Source organism: Variovorax sp. VNK109 (assembly GCF_049445855.1).
Lineage (GTDB): Bacteria > Pseudomonadota > Gammaproteobacteria > Burkholderiales > Burkholderiaceae_C > JAGOCV01.
Genome location: NZ_JBMSDV010000006.1, coordinates 172,462 through 189,790, shown reverse-complemented (window position 1 = coordinate 189,790; position 17,329 = coordinate 172,462). Strand labels below are relative to the sequence as shown.

The 17,329-nt window shown below is 65.7% G+C and carries 20 protein-coding genes; 13 read left to right on the top strand and 7 right to left on the bottom strand.

Going from position 1 to position 17,329, the window contains the following annotated elements:
- Positions 1–164: 164 nt before the first annotated feature.
- Both ACO2Q9_RS18780 and ACO2Q9_RS18775 read left to right on the top strand, forming a co-directional pair.
- A complete protein-coding gene (locus ACO2Q9_RS18780; RefSeq protein WP_423313574.1) occupies positions 165–326 on the top strand; it encodes a hypothetical protein in 162 nt (53 codons plus the stop codon).
- Positions 313–579 (top strand): hypothetical protein, encoded by a 267-nt coding sequence (locus ACO2Q9_RS18775; RefSeq protein ID WP_423313572.1) that lies wholly within the window; start codon positions 313–315, stop codon positions 577–579. The genes ACO2Q9_RS18780 and ACO2Q9_RS18775 overlap by 14 nt, the downstream gene beginning before the upstream one ends.
- A gap of 2 nt (positions 580–581) precedes the next feature.
- On the opposite strand, the gene ACO2Q9_RS18770 is transcribed toward ACO2Q9_RS18775, so the two are convergent.
- Entirely contained in the window at positions 582–1,217 is a 636-nt protein-coding gene (locus tag ACO2Q9_RS18770; protein WP_423313570.1) for a hypothetical protein, read from the bottom strand.
- A gap of 171 nt (positions 1,218–1,388) precedes the next feature.
- On the opposite strand from ACO2Q9_RS18770, the gene ACO2Q9_RS18765 reads away from it, so the two are divergent.
- The 3 genes from ACO2Q9_RS18765 (at position 1,389) to ACO2Q9_RS18755 (ending at position 3,943) form a co-directional block, all read left to right on the top strand.
- On the top strand, positions 1,389–1,772 hold the full coding sequence (locus ACO2Q9_RS18765; protein ID WP_423313568.1) for a response regulator: 384 nt from the start codon (positions 1,389–1,391) through the stop codon (positions 1,770–1,772).
- Between the two features lie 124 nt (positions 1,773–1,896).
- The gene (locus ACO2Q9_RS18760) at positions 1,897–3,108 is read left to right on the top strand and encodes a DUF3182 family protein (RefSeq protein WP_423313566.1); all 1,212 of its coding nucleotides are present in this window, start codon (positions 1,897–1,899) and stop codon (positions 3,106–3,108) included.
- Positions 3,092–3,943, top strand: coding sequence for an alpha/beta hydrolase family protein (locus ACO2Q9_RS18755; protein ID WP_423313564.1), 852 nt, complete (start codon positions 3,092–3,094; stop codon positions 3,941–3,943). The genes ACO2Q9_RS18760 and ACO2Q9_RS18755 overlap by 17 nt, the downstream gene beginning before the upstream one ends.
- Here ACO2Q9_RS18755 and ACO2Q9_RS18750 read toward each other — a convergent pair.
- Entirely contained in the window at positions 3,846–4,751 is a 906-nt protein-coding gene (locus ACO2Q9_RS18750) for a YihY/virulence factor BrkB family protein (RefSeq protein ID WP_423313562.1), read from the bottom strand. The two genes, ACO2Q9_RS18755 and ACO2Q9_RS18750, sit on opposite strands and share 98 nt — an antisense overlap.
- A 75-nt stretch (positions 4,752–4,826) precedes the next feature.
- On the opposite strand from ACO2Q9_RS18750, the gene ACO2Q9_RS18745 reads away from it, so the two are divergent.
- Positions 4,827–5,108, top strand: a complete 282-nt coding sequence (locus ACO2Q9_RS18745; RefSeq protein ID WP_423313561.1) for a hypothetical protein — start codon at positions 4,827–4,829, stop codon at positions 5,106–5,108.
- A gap of 3 nt (positions 5,109–5,111) precedes the next feature.
- Here the strand turns inward: ACO2Q9_RS18745 and ACO2Q9_RS18740 are convergent, their stop codons facing one another.
- Positions 5,112–6,020 (bottom strand): c-type cytochrome, encoded by a 909-nt coding sequence (locus ACO2Q9_RS18740; RefSeq protein ID WP_423313559.1) that lies wholly within the window; start codon positions 6,018–6,020, stop codon positions 5,112–5,114.
- Here ACO2Q9_RS18740 and ACO2Q9_RS18735 point away from each other — a divergent pair.
- Genes ACO2Q9_RS18735 through ACO2Q9_RS18725 form a run of 3 tightly spaced genes read left to right on the top strand, consistent with a single transcriptional unit; the run spans position 6,019 to position 9,793 of the window.
- Positions 6,019–6,393: a c-type cytochrome gene (locus tag ACO2Q9_RS18735; RefSeq protein ID WP_423313557.1), complete on the top strand. Its 375-nt coding sequence runs from the start codon at positions 6,019–6,021 to the stop codon at positions 6,391–6,393. The two genes, ACO2Q9_RS18740 and ACO2Q9_RS18735, sit on opposite strands and share 2 nt — an antisense overlap.
- Positions 6,390–7,310, top strand: coding sequence for a cytochrome c oxidase subunit II (coxB, locus tag ACO2Q9_RS18730; RefSeq protein WP_423313555.1), 921 nt, complete (start codon positions 6,390–6,392; stop codon positions 7,308–7,310). The genes ACO2Q9_RS18735 and coxB overlap by 4 nt, the downstream gene beginning before the upstream one ends.
- Entirely contained in the window at positions 7,307–9,793 is a 2,487-nt protein-coding gene (locus ACO2Q9_RS18725) for a cbb3-type cytochrome c oxidase subunit I (RefSeq protein ID WP_423313553.1), read from the top strand. The genes coxB and ACO2Q9_RS18725 overlap by 4 nt, the downstream gene beginning before the upstream one ends.
- A gap of 9 nt (positions 9,794–9,802) precedes the next feature.
- On the opposite strand, the gene ACO2Q9_RS18720 is transcribed toward ACO2Q9_RS18725, so the two are convergent.
- Positions 9,803–10,333: a DUF421 domain-containing protein gene (locus ACO2Q9_RS18720; RefSeq protein WP_423313551.1), complete on the bottom strand. Its 531-nt coding sequence runs from the start codon at positions 10,331–10,333 to the stop codon at positions 9,803–9,805.
- Between the two features lie 196 nt (positions 10,334–10,529).
- Between ACO2Q9_RS18720 and ACO2Q9_RS18715 the strand changes: the two genes are divergently transcribed.
- From ACO2Q9_RS18715 to ACO2Q9_RS18705, 3 genes are all read left to right on the top strand, one after another.
- Positions 10,530–11,960, top strand: a complete 1,431-nt coding sequence (locus ACO2Q9_RS18715; protein WP_423313549.1) for a PQQ-dependent sugar dehydrogenase — start codon at positions 10,530–10,532, stop codon at positions 11,958–11,960.
- 129 nt (positions 11,961–12,089) lie between these two features.
- On the top strand, positions 12,090–13,064 hold the full coding sequence (locus ACO2Q9_RS18710) for a ferritin-like domain-containing protein (protein WP_423313547.1): 975 nt from the start codon (positions 12,090–12,092) through the stop codon (positions 13,062–13,064).
- A 66-nt stretch (positions 13,065–13,130) separates the two neighbouring features.
- Positions 13,131–13,406 (top strand): hypothetical protein, encoded by a 276-nt coding sequence (locus ACO2Q9_RS18705; protein ID WP_423313545.1) that lies wholly within the window; start codon positions 13,131–13,133, stop codon positions 13,404–13,406.
- Positions 13,407–13,430: 24 nt separating this feature from the next.
- Here ACO2Q9_RS18705 and ACO2Q9_RS18700 read toward each other — a convergent pair whose 3' ends face one another.
- Entirely contained in the window at positions 13,431–14,123 is a 693-nt protein-coding gene (locus ACO2Q9_RS18700; RefSeq protein WP_423313543.1) for a glutathione S-transferase N-terminal domain-containing protein, read from the bottom strand.
- A gap of 61 nt (positions 14,124–14,184) precedes the next feature.
- On the opposite strand from ACO2Q9_RS18700, the gene ACO2Q9_RS18695 reads away from it, so the two are divergent.
- Positions 14,185–14,880, top strand: a complete 696-nt coding sequence (locus tag ACO2Q9_RS18695) for a hypothetical protein (RefSeq protein ID WP_423313541.1) — start codon at positions 14,185–14,187, stop codon at positions 14,878–14,880.
- Positions 14,881–14,899: 19 nt separating this feature from the next.
- On the opposite strand, the gene ACO2Q9_RS18690 is transcribed toward ACO2Q9_RS18695, so the two are convergent.
- Together ACO2Q9_RS18690 and ACO2Q9_RS18685 are read right to left on the bottom strand one after the other, a co-directional pair.
- A complete protein-coding gene (locus ACO2Q9_RS18690; RefSeq protein ID WP_423313539.1) occupies positions 14,900–16,186 on the bottom strand; it encodes an acyl-CoA dehydrogenase family protein in 1,287 nt (428 codons plus the stop codon).
- A 36-nt stretch (positions 16,187–16,222) separates the two neighbouring features.
- Complete coding sequence (locus ACO2Q9_RS18685; RefSeq protein WP_423313538.1) at positions 16,223–17,305, bottom strand: phosphotransferase; 1,083 nt, start codon at positions 17,303–17,305, stop codon at positions 16,223–16,225.
- Positions 17,306–17,329 lie beyond the last annotated feature (24 nt).

The window sequence follows — 17,329 nt, the reverse complement described above, 5'->3', positions numbered from 1 at the left end:
TCCATCCCTCCCCTGCGGGGCCCCAACCCCCCGCATGTTTCACCCCTCCAGCCTCACGGCTGGAGGGGATTTTTCTTTTCAAAAGTAACGGCATGTGGACCCGCTGCGGTCCTACAGGCAGGAGCAGGCGTCACATGCACCATGACAGGTGCGTCGCCCGGGTGATGACCATCGTCACCAGCGGCGCTGCATTCATGATGCGTTTGCCCCTGCGGTCCTTTGGGACCCAGGGGCATTTTTTGCCTGTTGCGCCGCACAATGCCATCGGTAAACTGTTTGTACAGGCGCTGCACGCGCCCATTGAGGTATTCGATGGATTTCGGTGACAGGTTGGTGCACACCGAGGCGTTGGGTTCTTGGTCGTTGCAATTCCATGAAGTGACGGCGCCGGATGGCGCCTATCTCTGTTCGTACGTCGAGGTGCGGCTGGAAGATGCGCGCAAGTGCCGCCTGTCGCTCGTCAAGATCGAGTGGACGCTGGAGCAGAAAGCCGCAGCGCTGCGCAGGCGGGCCCACGAATGGATTTCCGACTGGCAGCGCCGCGATCACACCGGAAACACCGGCTTCGCGGATCTTTGAACTCAGCGCAGCGTCGTGCGCGAATTGACGGCCGCACGCATCGGGGTGGGCGTGGCGGTCGTCGCCGTTCCCGCAGTCACGGAGCTGCTGCCCGCGCTGACCGGTGCATTGTCCGAATTGGTGACGGATCCGCCTGAACTGGTGGAGACACCGCCGGTCGTGCCGCCCGTGCTGCCATTGCCGGGCGTCGATCCAGGCGTCGAGCCGGTGGGGCTCGCGGCAACGCCCGCATTCACCCCCACGTTCGCTCCAATACCCGTGCTGCCGGCGTTGGCACCGATACCTGCATTGGCTCCGACACCCACGCCGGAACTGCCGCCGCTGCCGGACGACGAGCTGCCGACCCCTGCGCCGACGCCTGCGCCGACCCCTGCGCTTGCGCCGACGCCCGATGCACCGGCTCCGACGCCGGCACTCGCCCCGACCCCGACGCCGCCGTCACCGACGCCCACGCCGACACCTGCTCCAACGCCCACGCCACCGACGCCGGCGCTCGCGCCCACCCCGGCACCTACGCCGCCGTCACCGGCTCCGACTCCCGCGCCGGCACCCACACCGAGTGCGTGGCCGGTGGCCGGAAGAACTGCAAGCGCGGCAGCGAGAACGCCTAGCGCCAGATGAGTGTTGTTCGACTTCATGGTTTGACTCCTTTGGTTAATGGTTTTGTAGTGATAGACAGCGCCCTGTCAGCGTGCCGTCGGAAAAAAGCGGCCTGCCATGTAGGACGTTTCGCTGACGCGTGGAACATGCGGTCACACCCGTGTCATGCGTGTTCAAATAGTCGCGCGAAGTTACGGAATGAGGACGCCATGCCGCTGAAGATTTTCCTGATCGAAGACAACGAAATGCTCAGGAACGAGTTGCGCGAGGCGCTCGAAGAGGTCGTGCCTGTGGAGGTGGTCGGCTCTGCCAACAATGAGCGGACGGCCGTGCACTGGCTGTCATCGCATGACGGTGGGTGGGATGTCGCCATCGTGGATCTGCAGCTCAAGCAGGGCAGCGGGATCGCAGCGCTCGAGTGGTGCCGCACGCGCCGCAAGGACCAGCGCGTCGTGGTGTTGAGCAACTACCTCACCGAGGACGTCCGCACGCGTTGCCTGGCATTGGGTGCGGATGCTGCTTTCGACAAATCACACGACATCGACAAGCTGCTCGACTACTGCCGCGAGCGCCATGACGCCGTGCGTGCCTGACTGCTTCACGCACCGCTTCTCGCACCTGTAGTCCTTTGCCGACGCCTCGACTGGGCGTTGGACGATGGCCCGATGAAGCAGCCGTCGCGATAGTGGATTCACTTCTTTTTGCCGGAGGTGTTTCATGAAGATTGTCGCCATGCCCCCCGTCACACTGGCCGCGATGTCAGGGGATGCCCTTCTCGCGGCCGGTGCAGGCAGCGCCGTCGATACGTCGTCCCCTTACGCAGCGCCCTCGGGCCACGTCATGGCGTACACCCGCGGCTTGCGCGGCTATGCCAATGAACACGAGCAAATGACCCGCATGGAGGTCGTGCGACGCCTGGCTGCACTCAAGGGTTTTGGCGTGATCGAGGAGTTCGCGCAGGAACCCGTGCTCGGGTCCACGTACCTGGTGCCGAGCGATACGCTCGTTGGCACCGATCTCGCGCAGGCCCTCGGCGTGAAATGCCGTGACGACCTGTTCGGAGGCGTGGTACCGCATGGCGTCGTCGCGACCAAGGCCATCACGCATCCTCTGCTGTCGCCCGAGTCCGCGGCGCCAGAAGGCTGGAGCCACGAGTACGGCCCGATGATCCGCGATGCGGTGTTGCGCGGCTTCAGTGCTTTCTCGCGTGCCGATGCGCGCGAGGCGGCGCGGCGCATGCTGGCCTTCGGTCCGGCGCGTATCAAGCGCGTGCGCGAGACCGGTGGCCGCGGCCAGTTCGTCTGCAGGAGCATGGCTGAAGTGGACGCCTGCCTGCAGGAGATGCCCGACGCGATGATCGAACGCGACGGTGTCGTGGTGGAGCAGAACCTGTCGAAGGTGGAGACATTGAGCGTGGGGCAAGTGTGGGTGGCGGGCATGCTCGCCTCTTATTTCGGCTATCAGAAGCTCACGACGAACAATCGCGGCGAAGAAGCCTACGGCGGGTCCGATCTCACCGTGGTGCGCGGTGATTTCCACACGCTGCTGGCCATCGAACTGCCGCACGAAGTGCGCGTGGCTGTTGGCCAGGCGCTTGCCTACAACGCGGCGGTGTCGATCTGCTTCCCGCAGTTTTTCGCATCGCGCATCAACTACGACGTGGCCCAGGGTTTCGACGAGGCAGGCGCCTGGCACTCTGGCGTGCTCGAGCAGTCCTGGCGCGCGGGAGGCGCGACCGGCGCGGAAATCGCGGCACTCGAAGCCTTCCGCTCGGACCCGGAACGGCGTATCGTGCGGGCTTGCTGCACAGAAATCTATGGAACTACCGACGCACCCGAAGGGTCAGTCGTTTACTTCAGCGGCGTGGACCAACGCGAAGGGCCGCTGACCAAGTTCACAACCCTTGTACAAGATGGCCACTCGGCATAACACGATCCACATTCCTGTAGGTGACCACAGCATTGCCGGCACGCTCGTCGGGCCGGACACCGTCGTACCGGGCGTCATGCTCGTGCATGGCTGGGACGGCAGCCAGGAGCAATACTTGGCGCGCGCGCACGAAATCGCGGCGCTGGGCTGCATCTGCCTGACCTTCGACCTGCGCGGCCATGCCAAGGACAAGGCGCGGCGCGACATGGTCACGCGCGAAGACAACCTCAACGACATGCTCGCGGCCTACGATACGCTCGTGGGCCATCCTTCGGTGGATGGTTCGGCCATCGTCGTCGCCGGCAGCAGTTATGGCGGCTATCTGGCGGCGGTGCTCACCGCATTGCGGCCGGTGCGCTGGCTCGCGATGCGTGCGCCCGCGCTGTACAAGGACGAGGACTGGATGGTGCCCAAATATGCGCTGAGCAAGGAAGAACTTGCCGCGTACCGCAACACCGTCGTCACGCCGGACCGTAACCGCGCATTGGCCGCGAGTGCGGGGTTCCAGGGCGACGTGCTGATCGTCGAGTCGGAACTCGACGTGATCGTGCCGCACCCGGTGATCGAGAACTACCGCAACGCCTTCACGCAGGCGCACTCCATGACCTACCGCGTCATCAAGGGTGCGGACCACAGTCTGTCGCAGAAGGCGTGGAGCCAGGCGTACACCACTGTGCTGGTGAACTGGGTGGACGAGATGGTGAGTGGTGCCCGCCACGAGCGCGAGGAGCTTGCCATCAGGGAGCCGAAACCGAAGGCCCAGAAGAAATTGCGGCTGAACGGTCTGCGTTCCTTTTTGCGAGCGAGCCGTGCTGGCTTGCATACACCCAGGTGAACTCCGCGCCGAGCAGGAAGATCTGCGCCGAGTAGTAAACCCACAGCAGCAGCACGGCCAGCGAGCCCGCTGCGCCGAACGAACTGGTGACGCTGCTGTGCCCCAGATACATCCCGATCAGGAATTTCCCCGCCTCGAACAGCACGGCGGTGACGGCGGCACCGGTCCAGACGTCGCGCCACGCGATGCGTGCGGTGGGCATCAGCTTGTAGATGCTGGCGAAGAGGATGGTCGTCACACCCAGCGAGAGCGTGAGGTTGAGCAACTGCAGCGCAATCTGGGTGCCCGGCATCATTGACTGCGTCCAGCGTCCGACGGCAGCCAGCGCGGCGCTGGCGACCAGCGAGACGATCAGCAGGAACGCGAGACCGAGGATCAGCCCGAAGGACAGCACCCGGCTGCGCAGCATGTTCCACAGCCCCTTCCGCTGCACCGTGGACGGTTGGCGCCAGATTCGGTCGAGCGCGCGTTGCAGTTCGACGAATGCACTGGTCGAGCCGATGAGCAAGGCGCCGAGGCCAAGCAGCGTGGCGATCAGCCCGCCGCCATCGAGCGTGGCCGACTGCAGGAGTTTCTGGATGGTGGACGCGGCTTCCGCGCCCACGAGGCCGGTGAGCTGGCCGACGATCTCCCCCTGGACGGCCTCACGCCCCCACACCGCCCCTGCGACCGCGATCACGATGACCAGGAGCGGCGCAATGGAGAAGACGGTGTAGTAGGCGATGGACGCGCCCATGCTGGAGGCGTCGTCGTCGAGCCAGGCGTTGACGGATTTCTTGCTGAGATCGATGAAGCGTCGGATGTGCATGTCCGCCGAGCATCGCTCGCGGGCATGGGCGAGGGCGTCGTCCTGCGATGGGATTGCCTGTAGGAGTGCGCCGCAATGATGGCTCGCGTCCTACAGGCGCTGCGCGGCTTCGGCGGCACAGTGGAGCTTTTGAAGGAGACCCGCATGGCAACCAGCAGCATCCTGGGCAGCGAGATGGCCGCCAGCATTCCCGACGGCAAGGACAGCGAGGCGCTGGGGCCAAGTGATCGCTCCGATTCCGGGAGCGACTCCATCGGCGTCGCAAAAAATGAGTTACGCAAGCCACCGGCTGGCGCGCGCCGACCAGCGGATCTGCGCGAATACGCGGCGGAAGAAGAACGTTCCCGCGACGCCTGAGCGTCAATGCAGGGTGCCGAGATAGGCCGCGATATCGATGGCGTCACGTTGCGTGACGCCGAGTTGCGGCATGGCCGTGCCGGGCTTGACCACCTGCGTTTCGCGCAGCCAGAGCGCCAGGTTGTCGGGCGTGTTGGCCAGCTTGCCCGCGATCATCGAACGGCTGGCGAAGCCCTTGAGCGGCGGCCCGACATGCGGGTTGGAGCCCGTGATGCCCGGAATGCTGTGGCAGCTGTTGCAGGCGTACTGGTAGAGCGCGCGCTGGCCGCGCTGCGCGTCGGGCAGTGCCTGCGCCGTCACGGGCGCGTTCGCCACAAGGCCGACGCCGCAGGACGCTGCGGCACCGCCGTTGCTCGCAGCAGTTGCCGCACCTGTGCGTGCGACTGGCGTCATCGTTCCAGACAACTGCGCATACTGCGTCGCGTTCAGATCGGGCAGGCGCTGCAGGAACGCGACGATCGACCACATCTCGTCGTCCGTCAGCCGGAATTCCCACGCGGGCATGCCGCTCATCCTGATGCCATGTCGCGTCAGCCAGTACAGCTCGCGCGGCTGCCAGCGCTTTCGCGCATCGACCAGCGGGCCGGGAAGCGGCTGCATGCCCTGGCCGATGTCGCTCTGCGCGACGCCGGGCGCGCCGTGGCATTGGACGCATCTGTCCCGGAAGCAGGCTGCGCCGCGCAGCACCATGCGCTCGTCGGTGAGCGGGGGTGTCTCGATGTCGCGGGCACGCAGGCGCACCGACTGGCGCATCGCGGTCTCCAGCAGGCTGAAGGTGGGCTGCAGGTGTTGTTCCGTGGAAGCGACGTTGTACAGCCCGCCATAGACGACGGCCAGGCCCGCCGCTGCGCCGAGCAGTGCGGTGGCCAACAAGGTGGCGGCGATGGTGGCTAGGACGGCTTTGCGCTTCATGGGTGCACCGATTGTGGGGCTCGTGCTCTGCATTCTGGTTACCGCAGGTTGCAGCCCCGGCGAAAAGCCGACGGAACGGCAGCCCGTGGTGGACGCAGACCCGTCACGTGGACGCGTCCTTCTTTCGCAGTACCAGTGCGGTGCATGCCACACCATCCCCGAGGTGCCGTCGTCGCGGGGTGTGGTGTCGTCGTCGCTCGAAGGTTTCGGGCGGCGCAGCTACATCGCGGGCCGGCTGGCGAACCGGCATGAACTGCTGGCCCGGTGGATCGAGGATCCACAAGCGATGGTGCCGGACACGCCGATGCCCTCGATGGGCGTGACGCCGCAGGATGCGCGCGACATGGCGGCTTACCTGCTGACGCTGCAATGAACGGCCACGTCCTCCAGACGGCGGGCGATGCCGCACACCAGATCGCCACGGTGAGCTGGGTGCTGTTCATCGGTGGCGGGTTGATCTTCATCGGGGTGATGGCGTTGCTCGCATGGGCCTTGTTCCGGCGGTCAGAAACGACGCGACCCATGGTCTGGCTGGCCCTCGGCGGTGTGGCGTTCCCGGCTGTCGTGCTGTCAATGCTTTTCGCCTGGAGCCTGCCGATGAGCCCGCTCTGGAAACCCGTGCCGCCTCCGGATGCGCTCATCATCACCGTGACCGGCCGTATGTGGTGGTGGGACGTTCGCTATGGCGCAGCGGGCGACGCACCCGCGTTCGACACGGCCAACGAAATCCGCATCCCCGTCGGCCGTCCGGTGTATCTGGCGCTGACGAGTGGTGACGTCATCCACAGCTTCTGGGTGCCCGCGCTTGCCGGCAAAGTCGACATGCTGCCCGGTCGCATCCAGCACCTGCAGGTGCGTGCGACGCAGGCTGGCACGTTCCGGGGCCAGTGTGCGGAGTACTGCGGCATCCAGCATGCGCGCATGGCCCTGCATGTGGTGGCCGAACCACCGGAGGTGTTCGACGCGTGGCGGCGCACGCAGACAAAACCTGCCGCCGCGCCCGTCACCGCGCAACAGTTGCGTGGACGCGAGCTGTTCCTGGCGCAGCGATGCAACGCCTGTCACACAGTGCGCGGCGTGGCATCCGGAAGCCGCTTGGGGCCGGACCTCACGCATGTGGGCAGCCGCCTGCATCTGGCGGCCGGTACCTTGCCCAACAGTGTGTCGTCGCTCTCGCAATGGGTGGCACACGTGCAGGATGTGAAGCCCGGCGCGCGCATGCCCTCGTATGCGCGGCTGGAGCGCCAGCAGCTTGACGATCTGGGCGTGTGGCTGGAGTCGTTGAAATGAGCGAAAAGGCCGCGCTCGAACGTGCATGGGAACCGCCGCGGGGCTGGCGCCTCCTTTCGGCGGTGAACAACACGCACATCGGCACCTTCTACATCGCCACGGCGCTGTTGTTCTTCGTGCTGGCGGGCATCCTCGGGCTGCTGATGCGCGCGCAGCTTGCGGTGCCGGACAACACGCTCATCAGCGCCGGTGCGTACAACCAGTTCTTCACCATGCACGGCACGGTGATGATGTTCCTGTTCGCCGTGCCCATCGTCGAGGCGGTGGCGGTGTACCTGCTGCCCGGCATGCTGGGTGCGCGCGACCTGCCGTTCCCCCGCCTGTCGGCCTATGCGTTCTGGGCCTACGCCATTGGCGGCGTCGCGTTCTTCTGCACGCTGTTCTTCGGCGCGTCGCCCGACGGTGGCTGGTTCATGTACCCGCCGCTCACCAGCAAGGAGCATTCGCCGGGCATCGGAGCGGACTGGTGGCTGCTGGGCATCGGCTTCATCGAGATATCGGCCATCGCCGGCGCCATCGAACTCATCATCGGCATCCTGTTCACGCGTGCGCCGGGCATGACGCTCGCACGCATGCCGGTCTTCGCCTGGGCAATGCTGGTCACCGCGCTGATGATCGTGTTCGCGTTCCCGGCCATCATTGCCGGCACGCTGCTGCTGGAACTGGAGCGCGCGTTCGACTGGCCATTCTTCATTCCCGCGCGAGGCGGCGACCCGCTGCTCTGGCAACACCTGTTCTGGTTCTTCGGGCACCCGGAGGTGTACATCATCTTCCTGCCTGCGGCGGGCATGGTGTCGATGATGGTGCCGACACTTGCACGTCGCCCGCTCGTGGGCCAGGGCGCAGTGGTGTGGGCACTGATCGCCGTCGGCGCGATCAGTTTCCTGCTGTGGGTCCACCACATGTTCACGGCGGGCCTGGGCAGCTGGGCGCTGCACCTCGCTTCGGCCGCGAGCTTCGCGGTGTCCATCCCGAGCGCGGTGCAGGTGTTCGCCTGGATCGCCACATTCTGGAGCGGGCGTGTGCGCATCAACGGACCTTCGCTGTTCCTGCTGGGCTTTCATTTCATCTTCGTGCTGGGTGGGCTGACAGGCGTGATGGTGGCCGTGCTGCCGTTCGACTGGCAGGCGCACGACAGCTACTTCATCGTCGCGCACCTGCACTACGTGCTGATCGGTGGCATGGTGTTCCCGATCTTCGCGGGGCTGTACTACTGGACGCCGGTGTTCAACGGCCACACCCTGTCCGAGCGTCTGGCACGCTGGACGTTCGGGCTGATGTTCGGCGGCTTCAACCTCGCGTTCTTCCCGATGCACATCAGCGGGCTGCTGGGCATGCCGCGCCGTGTCTACACCTATGCGGACGGATTGGGCCTGAACCTGCTCAACCTGTTGTCCACCATCGGCTCATTTGTCTTCGCAGCGGGCGTGGCGCTGTGCCTGTTCGATCTGGCGCGCACGCTGCGCCGACCGAAGCAGGACCACGGCAACCCCTGGCACGCACCGACGCTGGAATGGCTGCCCGGCGGCGAATACGGCGTGCGCAGCGTGCCACAGATCACGTCGCGCGAACCGCTGTGGGCGCAGCCGGGCCTGCCGCAGGAAGTGGAAGAGGGCCGCCACTGGTTGCCGGGCACCGTGTTCGGCGGGCGCGAAACGCTGTTCACCAGCCCGCGTGACGCGAAGATGCAGCATCTGCTGCGCCTTCCCGGGGACGGCTGGCTGCCGCTTGTCGCCGCGGCCGGCACGGCAGGCTTCTTCCTCATGCTGACCCTGTACTGGGTGACGGCGGCCTTCATGTCGGCGGGCGTTGCGTTCGTTGCCATCGTCGCGTGGCTCTGGCAGTCGGACCGTGCGCCGCCCTCGGCCGTCGCCCACATCGGGCACGGCGTACATCTGCCGGCCACCGCGAAGGGGCCGCGTTCGCATTCGTGGTGGGCCATGGTCGTGCTGATGTGCGTGGACGGCAGCATCTTCGCGTCGCTCTCGTTCGCGCACATCCACAGCGGCATGGCGCTCGATGTTTGCCCTCCGCCGGGCTCGGCGCTGCCGGCGAATCCATGGGCCATCGCGAGTGCACTCGCATTGCTGGCAAGTGCGGCATCGATGACGTACGCGCGCACCGCAGTGCCGCAACGCGGCGGCACGAAGATGCATTGGCTGCCGCTTGCCGCGATCGCCGTCGCCATGGTGCTGGCGGCGCTGTCGTTCTACATCGATCTGGCCAGCCAGCTGGCGGCCGGGCTGTCGCCGCGTGCCAATGCGTGGAGCGCTTCGGTCGCGGCGCTGCTGGCCTGGCAGGGCTTTCACGTGCTCATCGTGCTGGTGATGGGCGGCTACGTGATCGCGCGCGGCATCGCGGGCCTGCTGCACGAGCAGGCGCGTGCGACCATCGACAACACCTGGCTCATGTGGCTTTATATGGCGGGGCAGGGCGTGGCCGCACTGATGCTGGTGCACATGCTGCCGCGCATCCTCGCGTGACTGCTGTGACTACCTGGTGCCGGGCGGGCCCGAAGACGGCTCCGGGGTGGCCGGCATGCGTGAGACCACACTGATCTGTCCGCCGCTTTCCATCACCGCCAGTTTCACGTCTTCGACTTTTTCGACGCCGTGCTCGCGCAACGCGGAGTTCAGGTCGTCCAGGGTGAGCAGCTCGCGCCGCAGGTTCCGGCGCAGCAGTTTGCCGTCGCGTATGAGTGGCATCGGCTGGCCTTCCACCAGTCGACGCACGGGCTTGAAGTGATAGGCGGCCCAATCCAGTCCGTAGTTCCACGCACCGATCGTCGCCACCAGCAGGAAGCCTTCGCTGATGGTGTCGTAAGTTCCGGCCATCGCGTTCTGTGACGCATCGGCGATGACGACGACGAACAGCACGTCGGTGATCGCCACCGAGCCGACATCGCGCCGCAGCACGAACCGGAACATGAGGAAAAGGAACCAGTAGACCGCTGTGCCGCGCACGATGATTTCGAGGGGCGGCACATGGATCGCGAAGAGTGCGGACAGGTCAGGAACATTCATGCGTGGTGCCTTGCATTTCTTTTTCTCCGCACCGTAGGCCTGGGCACGGTTCACCGGTGTAGGCGGGAGCCGTGACTCGCGGCGAACTTGCCGCAAAGCTGTGTAGGACGCGGCGCACAGGCAGGCGCGCGACATGCTCACGTCCCGGCAAGGCGGCATGGTGGACAGTGACGAAGCAGTTCACAGGAGACATTGCATGCACCACTTTCCGCGCACGGCGACGTGCTTCCTCGTCGCCGCCGGAGTCGCCGGGCTCGTCGCCTGCGGCGATGCGTCCCGCATACCGGACTCGAATGTCACCGGCCCGAACCCCACGTTACCCGAACCCAGCAAGTCGCTCATACCGACGGTCAACATTGCGCCTGCCATCGGCTGGACCGATACCGCTGCACCCAGGCCTGCGACGGGGCTGAAGGTCAACGCCCTGGCGCGAAATCTGGACCACCCGCGCTGGGTCTACGTCCTGCCCAATGGAGACGTGCTGGTTGCCGAATCCAACGCGCCGCCGAAGCCCGGCGGTGGCGGCGGCATCCGCGCGTGGGTGATGGAGAAGGTGATGAAGCGTGCCGGCGCACGCACGCCGAGCGCCGACCGGATCACGTTGCTGCGCGACGTGGATGGCGATGGCGTCGCGGAGGTGCGCAGTGCCCTGCTCGACCAGGCCTCGGGGCTGAAATCACCCTTCGGCATGGCGCTGGTGGGCAGCACGCTGTACGTGGCGAACGCGGATGCGGTGGTGCGCTTTCCCTACACGCCCGGGACGACGCGCATTGCCGAACGCGCCGAGCGCGTGACGGATCTGCCTGCCGGCATCAACCATCACTGGACGAAAAACCTCATCGCCTCGCGCGACGGCACGAAGCTGTACGTGACAGTGGGGTCCAACAGCAACGTGGGCGAGAACGGCATGGGCATGGAAGAGGGTCGCGCCGCGGTGTGGGAAGTCGATCCTTCCAGCGGTGCCAAGCGCCTCTTTGCCACCGGCTTGCGCAACCCCAACGGTCTGGGGTGGGAGCCGACGAGCGGCGTGCTCTGGACTGTGGTGAACGAGCGCGACGAGATCGGCAGCGATCTCGTGCCTGACTATCTGACTTCGGTGAAGGACGGCGCCTTCTATGGCTGGCCCTACAGCTATTGGGGCAAGAACGTGGACGAGCGCGTTGTCCCGGCGCGCCCGGAACTGGTGGAGAAAGCGGTGAAGCCCGACTATGCGCTGGGCAACCACGTCGCGCCGCTGGGCATGGTGTTCGCGGGCACCCGGCCGGCTGCCTTGCAGACCGCTGCACCTGCAAGTGCAACCGCAGCTGCAGCTGCACCTGCACCTGCAGCGACGTCGGTGCCGATGCCGCAAGTCCCGCAATTGCAATGGCCCGCGTCCTTCGGCAGCGGCGCCTTCGTCGGCCAGCATGGATCCTGGAACCGCAAGCCGCTCAGTGGCTACAACGTGGTGTTCGTTCCGTTTGCCAACGGCATGCCTTCGGGCGCGCCGGTCGAAGTGCTCGGCGGGTTTGTCAATGCCGACGGCAAGGCGTATGGGCGACCTGTCGGTGTCACCTTCGATCTGTCAGGTGCGCTGCTGGTGGCCGACGACGTTGGCAACATCATCTGGCGTGTCGTTCCGGGGTGACAGAACGCTGTCGGTGTGGCCCTACAGCATGGCGCGCATCCTGCTGATGGCTGGCACCGGCGTTTCGCGAGAGCATGAAAGACAGGCCCGAAAGGGTAATCAGCAACCGATTCAATGAAGGAGTCAACCATGGCAGATAAACGAGATGTACGCGATTTTCAGGAACCCGCTGTCGATGCAAACCGCGACCCGATCACCAACGAGCCGGGTGCACACCCGGTCGGCACCGGTCTGGGTGCCGTGGCTGGCGGCGCAGCTGCCGGCGCGGCAGCGGGTCTGGTCGGTGGCCCGGTCGGCGCGACGCTCGGCGGCATTGCCGGTGCGGTGACCGGCGGGCTGGCTGGCAAGGCTGCGGCTGAAGCTGTCAACCCGACGGCGGAAGAAGCCTACTGGCGCAGCGCCTACAGTGCCGAGCCGTATTACGAGCGCGGCCGTACCTACGAGGACTATCACCCCGCCTACTCGCTCGGATGGGCCGGCGTAGGCACGTACGGCGGCACGTTCGACGTGGCCGAGCCCCGACTGTCTGCCGACTGGGAACGCGCGCGCGGCACTTCCGCGCTGGAGTGGAACAGCGCCAAGCCCGCAGCCCAGGCTGCCTGGGAGCGCGCCGCGCAGATCAACGAAGCGCGCAAGGCCGAGAACGACGCCACGCCCGATGTGAAAGACACCATCGACACGCTGAACGATCTGCTCGAGTCGTGCCGTGACGGTGAGTTCGGCTTCCGCACGAGCGCCGAGCAGGCGAAGTCCGCCGACATCCAGACATTGCTGCTGCGCCGCTCGAACGAGTGCAATGAAGCCGGTCTGGAACTGCAACGCGAAATCGTGCGCCTGGGCGGCAAGCCGGCCGACGGCGGTACTGCGGCAGGCGCGTTGCATCGCGGCTGGGTCGCCGTGCGTACCGCCTTGACCAAGTACGACGACAAGGCCGTGCTGGAAGAGTGCGAACGCGGCGAAGACGCGGCGGTTGCACGCTATCGCAAGGCGCTGAAGCAGACGCTGCCGGCCGACATCCGCGCCATCGTGGAGCGCCAGGCACAAGGCGCGCAGCGCAACCACGATCAGGTCAAGGCATTGCGCGACGCGCATCGCAACAGCTGATCGGGATTCTCCGCGCGTCATTTGCCGCGCTTTCTTGGGGCGATGCTGCTTTGGTAGCATCGCCCCATGTCACAAGGCGAACCGCTGCACCCTGAAAAGACCGACCGCACGCGCATCGTCACGATCGCGCGTGTGGCGTTTTACTTTCTGGCCCTCCTCGCTGCGGGCTTCGCCATTACAGCCGGTTTCGCGGAGCGCAACTGGCGCGAGCCGCTGTTGCAGCTTGGCTGGTATTTCCTGGCCGCGAGTTGTGTGGCGCTGCTGGTCCTTCTGGTGTTCGTGCGCCTGGTGCGCGACCGCCCGGAAGCGGCGTCCACACTGTTCGTGGACAGCCGTCCCTGAAGCATCGATGTCGGCGGCGCGGGTTCAGCGACGCTGGTACTGGGATTTTCCGAACAGGATGTCACGCGACTTGTCGTCCGTGATCGGCTTGCGCAGATCGGCCAGGACTTTCACGCCGCGCTGCACCGCGGGCCGTGCAGCCAGCTCGTCGAACCAGCGCTTGAGGTGCGGATAGTCGGTGAGCGTGATGCCCTGGTTCTCCCAACTGCGCAACCACGGGAAGATCGCGATGTCGGCAATCGAATACGTCGCGCACGCGATGTACGCATGTGACGCGAGTTGCCGGTCGATCACGCCATACAGGCGCTTCGCCTCGTTGGTGTACCGCTCGATCGCGTAGCCGATTTTTTCGGGTGCATACATGCGGAAGTGATGCGCCTGCCCGAGCATCGGACCGACGCCACCCATCTGGAACATCAGCCACTGCAGCACGTCGAATTTTTCACGGTCGCCGGGCGGCATGAACTTGCCCGTCTTGCCCGCAAGGTAGATGAGGATCGCGCCGGATTCGAAGATGGAGATCGGCTTGCCGTCGGGGCCCTCGCTGTCGGTCAACGCCGGAATCTTGTTGTTCGGGCTGATGGCCAGGAAATCGGGTTTGAACTGGTCGCCCGTACCGATATTGACCGGATGGACGTTGTAGTCGAGCCCACATTCCTCGAGCATGATGTGAACTTTGTGGCCGTTTGGCGTTGGCCATGAATAAACATCGATCACAAGCCTACCCCTTTCGCACGTTTTGATACAAGATGGCGACTTTAGGCCAATCTCGCGAACCATGCTGGAGCGACTCCGCAAGGCACTCTTCTCGAAGCCCGCGTCGCCGCCCCCGTCCACACGCGGGCCGGACACGGTCGGCCTGAGCATCTGGGCCGAACGCCAGGGTTTGCGGATCGAGCCGTCGGCCGACGGCAAGTCGTTCCGCGTGAGCGGCGCCAGCGGCGACATCGACTGGCAGCTCGAAACGGGCGCGCCGACGCGCAACTTCATCCGGGGTGGCGAATTGCGCGGCCGCACCGAACTCGGCCTGCATCAGGACGTCTCCATCCTGATCCTCAACCGTCATCTGAAAGAAGCCCTCGAGCAGCACGCATTCGCGGAGTTCACCGACTCGCTGCGCACCGAAGCCGACGCCGCGCTGACCGAGGAGGTGCGCTGGCTGTCGATGTACGAGGAAGTGGCGATCCGCGCCGCACCCATCGGCTTTGCCGACATGTACGCCGTGCTGGCGGACAACCGCATCCACGCGCAAGCCTGGGTGACCGAAGCAATTGCGACAGACCTCATGCGCTGGCCCGAGGCCGTCGGGCCGAAGACGCCGATCACGCTGCTCACCCTGCGTGGCAATGTCTACCTGCGCATCGAGTTCCCCACGGTGAGCATGGATGTGCTGTCCCACGCCGCGAGGGTCTATGGTGCGGCGTGCGCGCAGGCTGCGGCGGCGCTTCCGCGCCAGGTCGCACGCGCGCCCTGAGTCTGCCGCCGTGGCTTCTTCAGAAGCCGCGCGTCACGGGCATTTCGACTTCGCGCGGGCGAGCCGCGTATTTGCCCAGTTCCATCTTCGCGATGGCATTGCGATGCACTTCGTCCGGGCCATCCGCAAAACGCAGCGTGCGCGCGTTGGCGTAGGCATACGCGAGCGGGAAGTCGTCGCTCATGCCGCCACCGCCATGCACCTGCATGGCCCAGTCGATGACCTGGCAGGCCATGCTGGGGGCGACGACCTTGATCATCGCGATCTCGTTCTTCGCGACCTTGTTGCCCGCCACGTCCATCAGCCATGCGGCCTTGAGCGTCAGCAGGCGCGCCATGTCGATCTTGCAGCGCGCTTCGGCGATGCGTTCCTGCGTGACCGTCTGCGATGCGACCGACTTGCCGAATGCCACGCGCGACGACGCGCGCCTGCACATGAGTTCGAGCGCGCGTTCGGCCAGGCCGATGAGGCGCATGCAGTGGTGGATGCGCCCCGGGCCGAGGCGGCCCTGTGCGATCTCGAAGCCGCGGCCTTCACCCAAAAGGATGTTGGCCGCCGGCACGCGCACATTCTCGAAGTACATCTCGACGTGGCCGTGCGGCGCGTCGTCGTAGCCGAACACGTTGAGCGGGCGCACGATGCGGATGCCCTTGGCATCGGCCGGCACGACGACCATGCTCTGCTGTGAATGGCGCGGCGCTTCGGGGTCGGTCTTGCCCATGGTGATGAACACGGCGCAGCGCGGATCGGCCGCGCCGGAGATCCACCACTTGTGGCCGTTGATCACATACTCGTCGCCCCCGCTGCCGGATACGCGCTCGATGCGCGTGGCGATGTTCGTCGCGTCGCTCGACGCAACGGCCGGCTCCGTCATCGCGAAGGCCGAGCGGATCTTGCCGTCCAGCAGCGGCTTGAGCCAGCGTGCCTTGATCTCGTCCGAGCCGTAGCGCGCGATCGTTTCCATGTTGCCCGTGTCGGGCGCCGAGCAATTGAACACCTCCGACGCCCACGGCACGCGGCCCATGATCTCGGCCAGCGGCGCGTACTCCTGGTTCGTGAGGCCTGCACCGTCGTAGCCCGAGACGTGTGCGCTGTCGACCGGCAGGAACAGGTTCCACAGGTGCGCGGCGCGTGCCTTGGGTTTCAGGTCTTCGATGACCTTGAGCGCGCTCCAGCGTTTGCCTGCGGCCGTGTTGGCGGCGAGCTCGGCAGCGTAGGCGGCTTCGGCGGGATAGATGTGATCGTCCATGAACTTCAGCAGCTTCGCCTGAAGTTCCTTGGTCTTTGGGGAATAGTCGAAATCCATGGGGTCTCCGTTCGGATGTCTGTATGTGCGCTTGCTTCAGGCGCGCTGTGCGAATTTCCAGGCCATCTGTGCGAGCGGCCTTGCACCGGCGGCCGAACTCACGGCCTGGGCGCTCGACGCGGTGCCGTCCTCCACGCGCTTGGCGATGCCCTGCAGGATGGCCGCGATGCGGAACATGTTGTAGGCCAGGTAGAAGTTCCAGTCGGCCATGATCGCGTCGACGTTCTTGCGGCCGGTGCGCTCGCAGTAGCGTTGCACGTAGGTCTTTTCATCGGGGATGCCGAGCGATGCCAGATCCAGGCCGCCGATGCCGCGGAATGCGCCGGGCGGGATGTGCCAGGCCATGCAGTGGTAGCTGAAGTCCGCGAGCGGATGGCCGATGGTGGACAGCTCCCAGTCGAGCACCGCAATCACGCGCGCCTCGGTCGGGTGGAACATCAGGTTGTCGAGCCGGAAGTCGCCGTGCACGAACGACTTCTCGTTCTCATCACGGGCACCCGCGGGAATGTGCGCAGGCAGCCACTCCATCAGGTGGTCCATCTCGGCGATCGGCTGCGTGATGGAGGCCTGGTACTGCTTGCTCCAGCGGCCGATCTGCCGCTCGAAGTAGTTGCCGTGCTTGCCATACGTGGCCATTGCCTCGGTCACACTGAAGTTGTGCAGCGCGGCGATGACCCGGTTCATCTCGTCGTAGATCGCGCCGCGCTCCGCATTGCTCATGCCGGGCAGCGACTGGTCCCACAGCACGCGGCCTTCCATGAACTCCATGATGTAGAACGCGCGGCCGATGACCGATTCGTCCTCGCACAGCGCCTCCATGCGTGGCACCGGCACGTCGGAGCCGGCGAGCGTCTTCATGACGAGGAACTCGCGCTCGACGGCGTGTGCGGATGGCAGCAGCTTCGCGGCAGGGCCGGGCTTGGCGCGCATCACATACGTGCGCGTAGGCGTGATGAGCTTGTAGGTCGGGTTGGACTGGCCGCCCTTGAACATTTCCACGCTGAGCGGGCCCTGGAAGCCTTCGACGTTCTTCGAGAGCCACGCATCGAGTGCGGGAATGTCGAACGCATGCGTGGACGAAACGGGGCGTGTGCCGATGAATTGGTCGAAGTGGCTCATGGGATCGATCGTGCGAGGCGCGCG

Coding starts and splice junctions, on each gene's coding strand:
- ACO2Q9_RS18780 (WP_423313574.1), top strand. CDS start 165: ATGACCATCGTCACCAGCGGCGCTGCATTCATGATGCGTTTGCCCCTG.
- ACO2Q9_RS18775 (WP_423313572.1), top strand. CDS start 313: ATGGATTTCGGTGACAGGTTGGTGCACACCGAGGCGTTGGGTTCTTGG.
- ACO2Q9_RS18770 (WP_423313570.1), bottom strand. CDS start 1,217: ATGAAGTCGAACAACACTCATCTGGCGCTAGGCGTTCTCGCTGCCGCG.
- ACO2Q9_RS18765 (WP_423313568.1), top strand. CDS start 1,389: ATGCCGCTGAAGATTTTCCTGATCGAAGACAACGAAATGCTCAGGAAC.
- ACO2Q9_RS18760 (WP_423313566.1), top strand. CDS start 1,897: ATGAAGATTGTCGCCATGCCCCCCGTCACACTGGCCGCGATGTCAGGG.
- ACO2Q9_RS18755 (WP_423313564.1), top strand. CDS start 3,092: ATGGCCACTCGGCATAACACGATCCACATTCCTGTAGGTGACCACAGC.
- ACO2Q9_RS18750 (WP_423313562.1), bottom strand. CDS start 4,751: ATGCACATCCGACGCTTCATCGATCTCAGCAAGAAATCCGTCAACGCC.
- ACO2Q9_RS18745 (WP_423313561.1), top strand. CDS start 4,827: ATGATGGCTCGCGTCCTACAGGCGCTGCGCGGCTTCGGCGGCACAGTG.
- ACO2Q9_RS18735 (WP_423313557.1), top strand. CDS start 6,019: ATGGGTGCACCGATTGTGGGGCTCGTGCTCTGCATTCTGGTTACCGCA.
- ACO2Q9_RS18740 (WP_423313559.1), bottom strand. CDS start 6,020: ATGAAGCGCAAAGCCGTCCTAGCCACCATCGCCGCCACCTTGTTGGCC.
- coxB (WP_423313555.1), top strand. CDS start 6,390: ATGAACGGCCACGTCCTCCAGACGGCGGGCGATGCCGCACACCAGATC.
- ACO2Q9_RS18725 (WP_423313553.1), top strand. CDS start 7,307: ATGAGCGAAAAGGCCGCGCTCGAACGTGCATGGGAACCGCCGCGGGGC.
- ACO2Q9_RS18720 (WP_423313551.1), bottom strand. CDS start 10,333: ATGAATGTTCCTGACCTGTCCGCACTCTTCGCGATCCATGTGCCGCCC.
- ACO2Q9_RS18715 (WP_423313549.1), top strand. CDS start 10,530: ATGCACCACTTTCCGCGCACGGCGACGTGCTTCCTCGTCGCCGCCGGA.
- ACO2Q9_RS18710 (WP_423313547.1), top strand. CDS start 12,090: ATGGCAGATAAACGAGATGTACGCGATTTTCAGGAACCCGCTGTCGAT.
- ACO2Q9_RS18705 (WP_423313545.1), top strand. CDS start 13,131: ATGTCACAAGGCGAACCGCTGCACCCTGAAAAGACCGACCGCACGCGC.
- ACO2Q9_RS18695 (WP_423313541.1), top strand. CDS start 14,185: ATGCTGGAGCGACTCCGCAAGGCACTCTTCTCGAAGCCCGCGTCGCCG.
- ACO2Q9_RS18690 (WP_423313539.1), bottom strand. CDS start 16,186: ATGGATTTCGACTATTCCCCAAAGACCAAGGAACTTCAGGCGAAGCTG.
- ACO2Q9_RS18685 (WP_423313538.1), bottom strand. CDS start 17,305: ATGAGCCACTTCGACCAATTCATCGGCACACGCCCCGTTTCGTCCACG.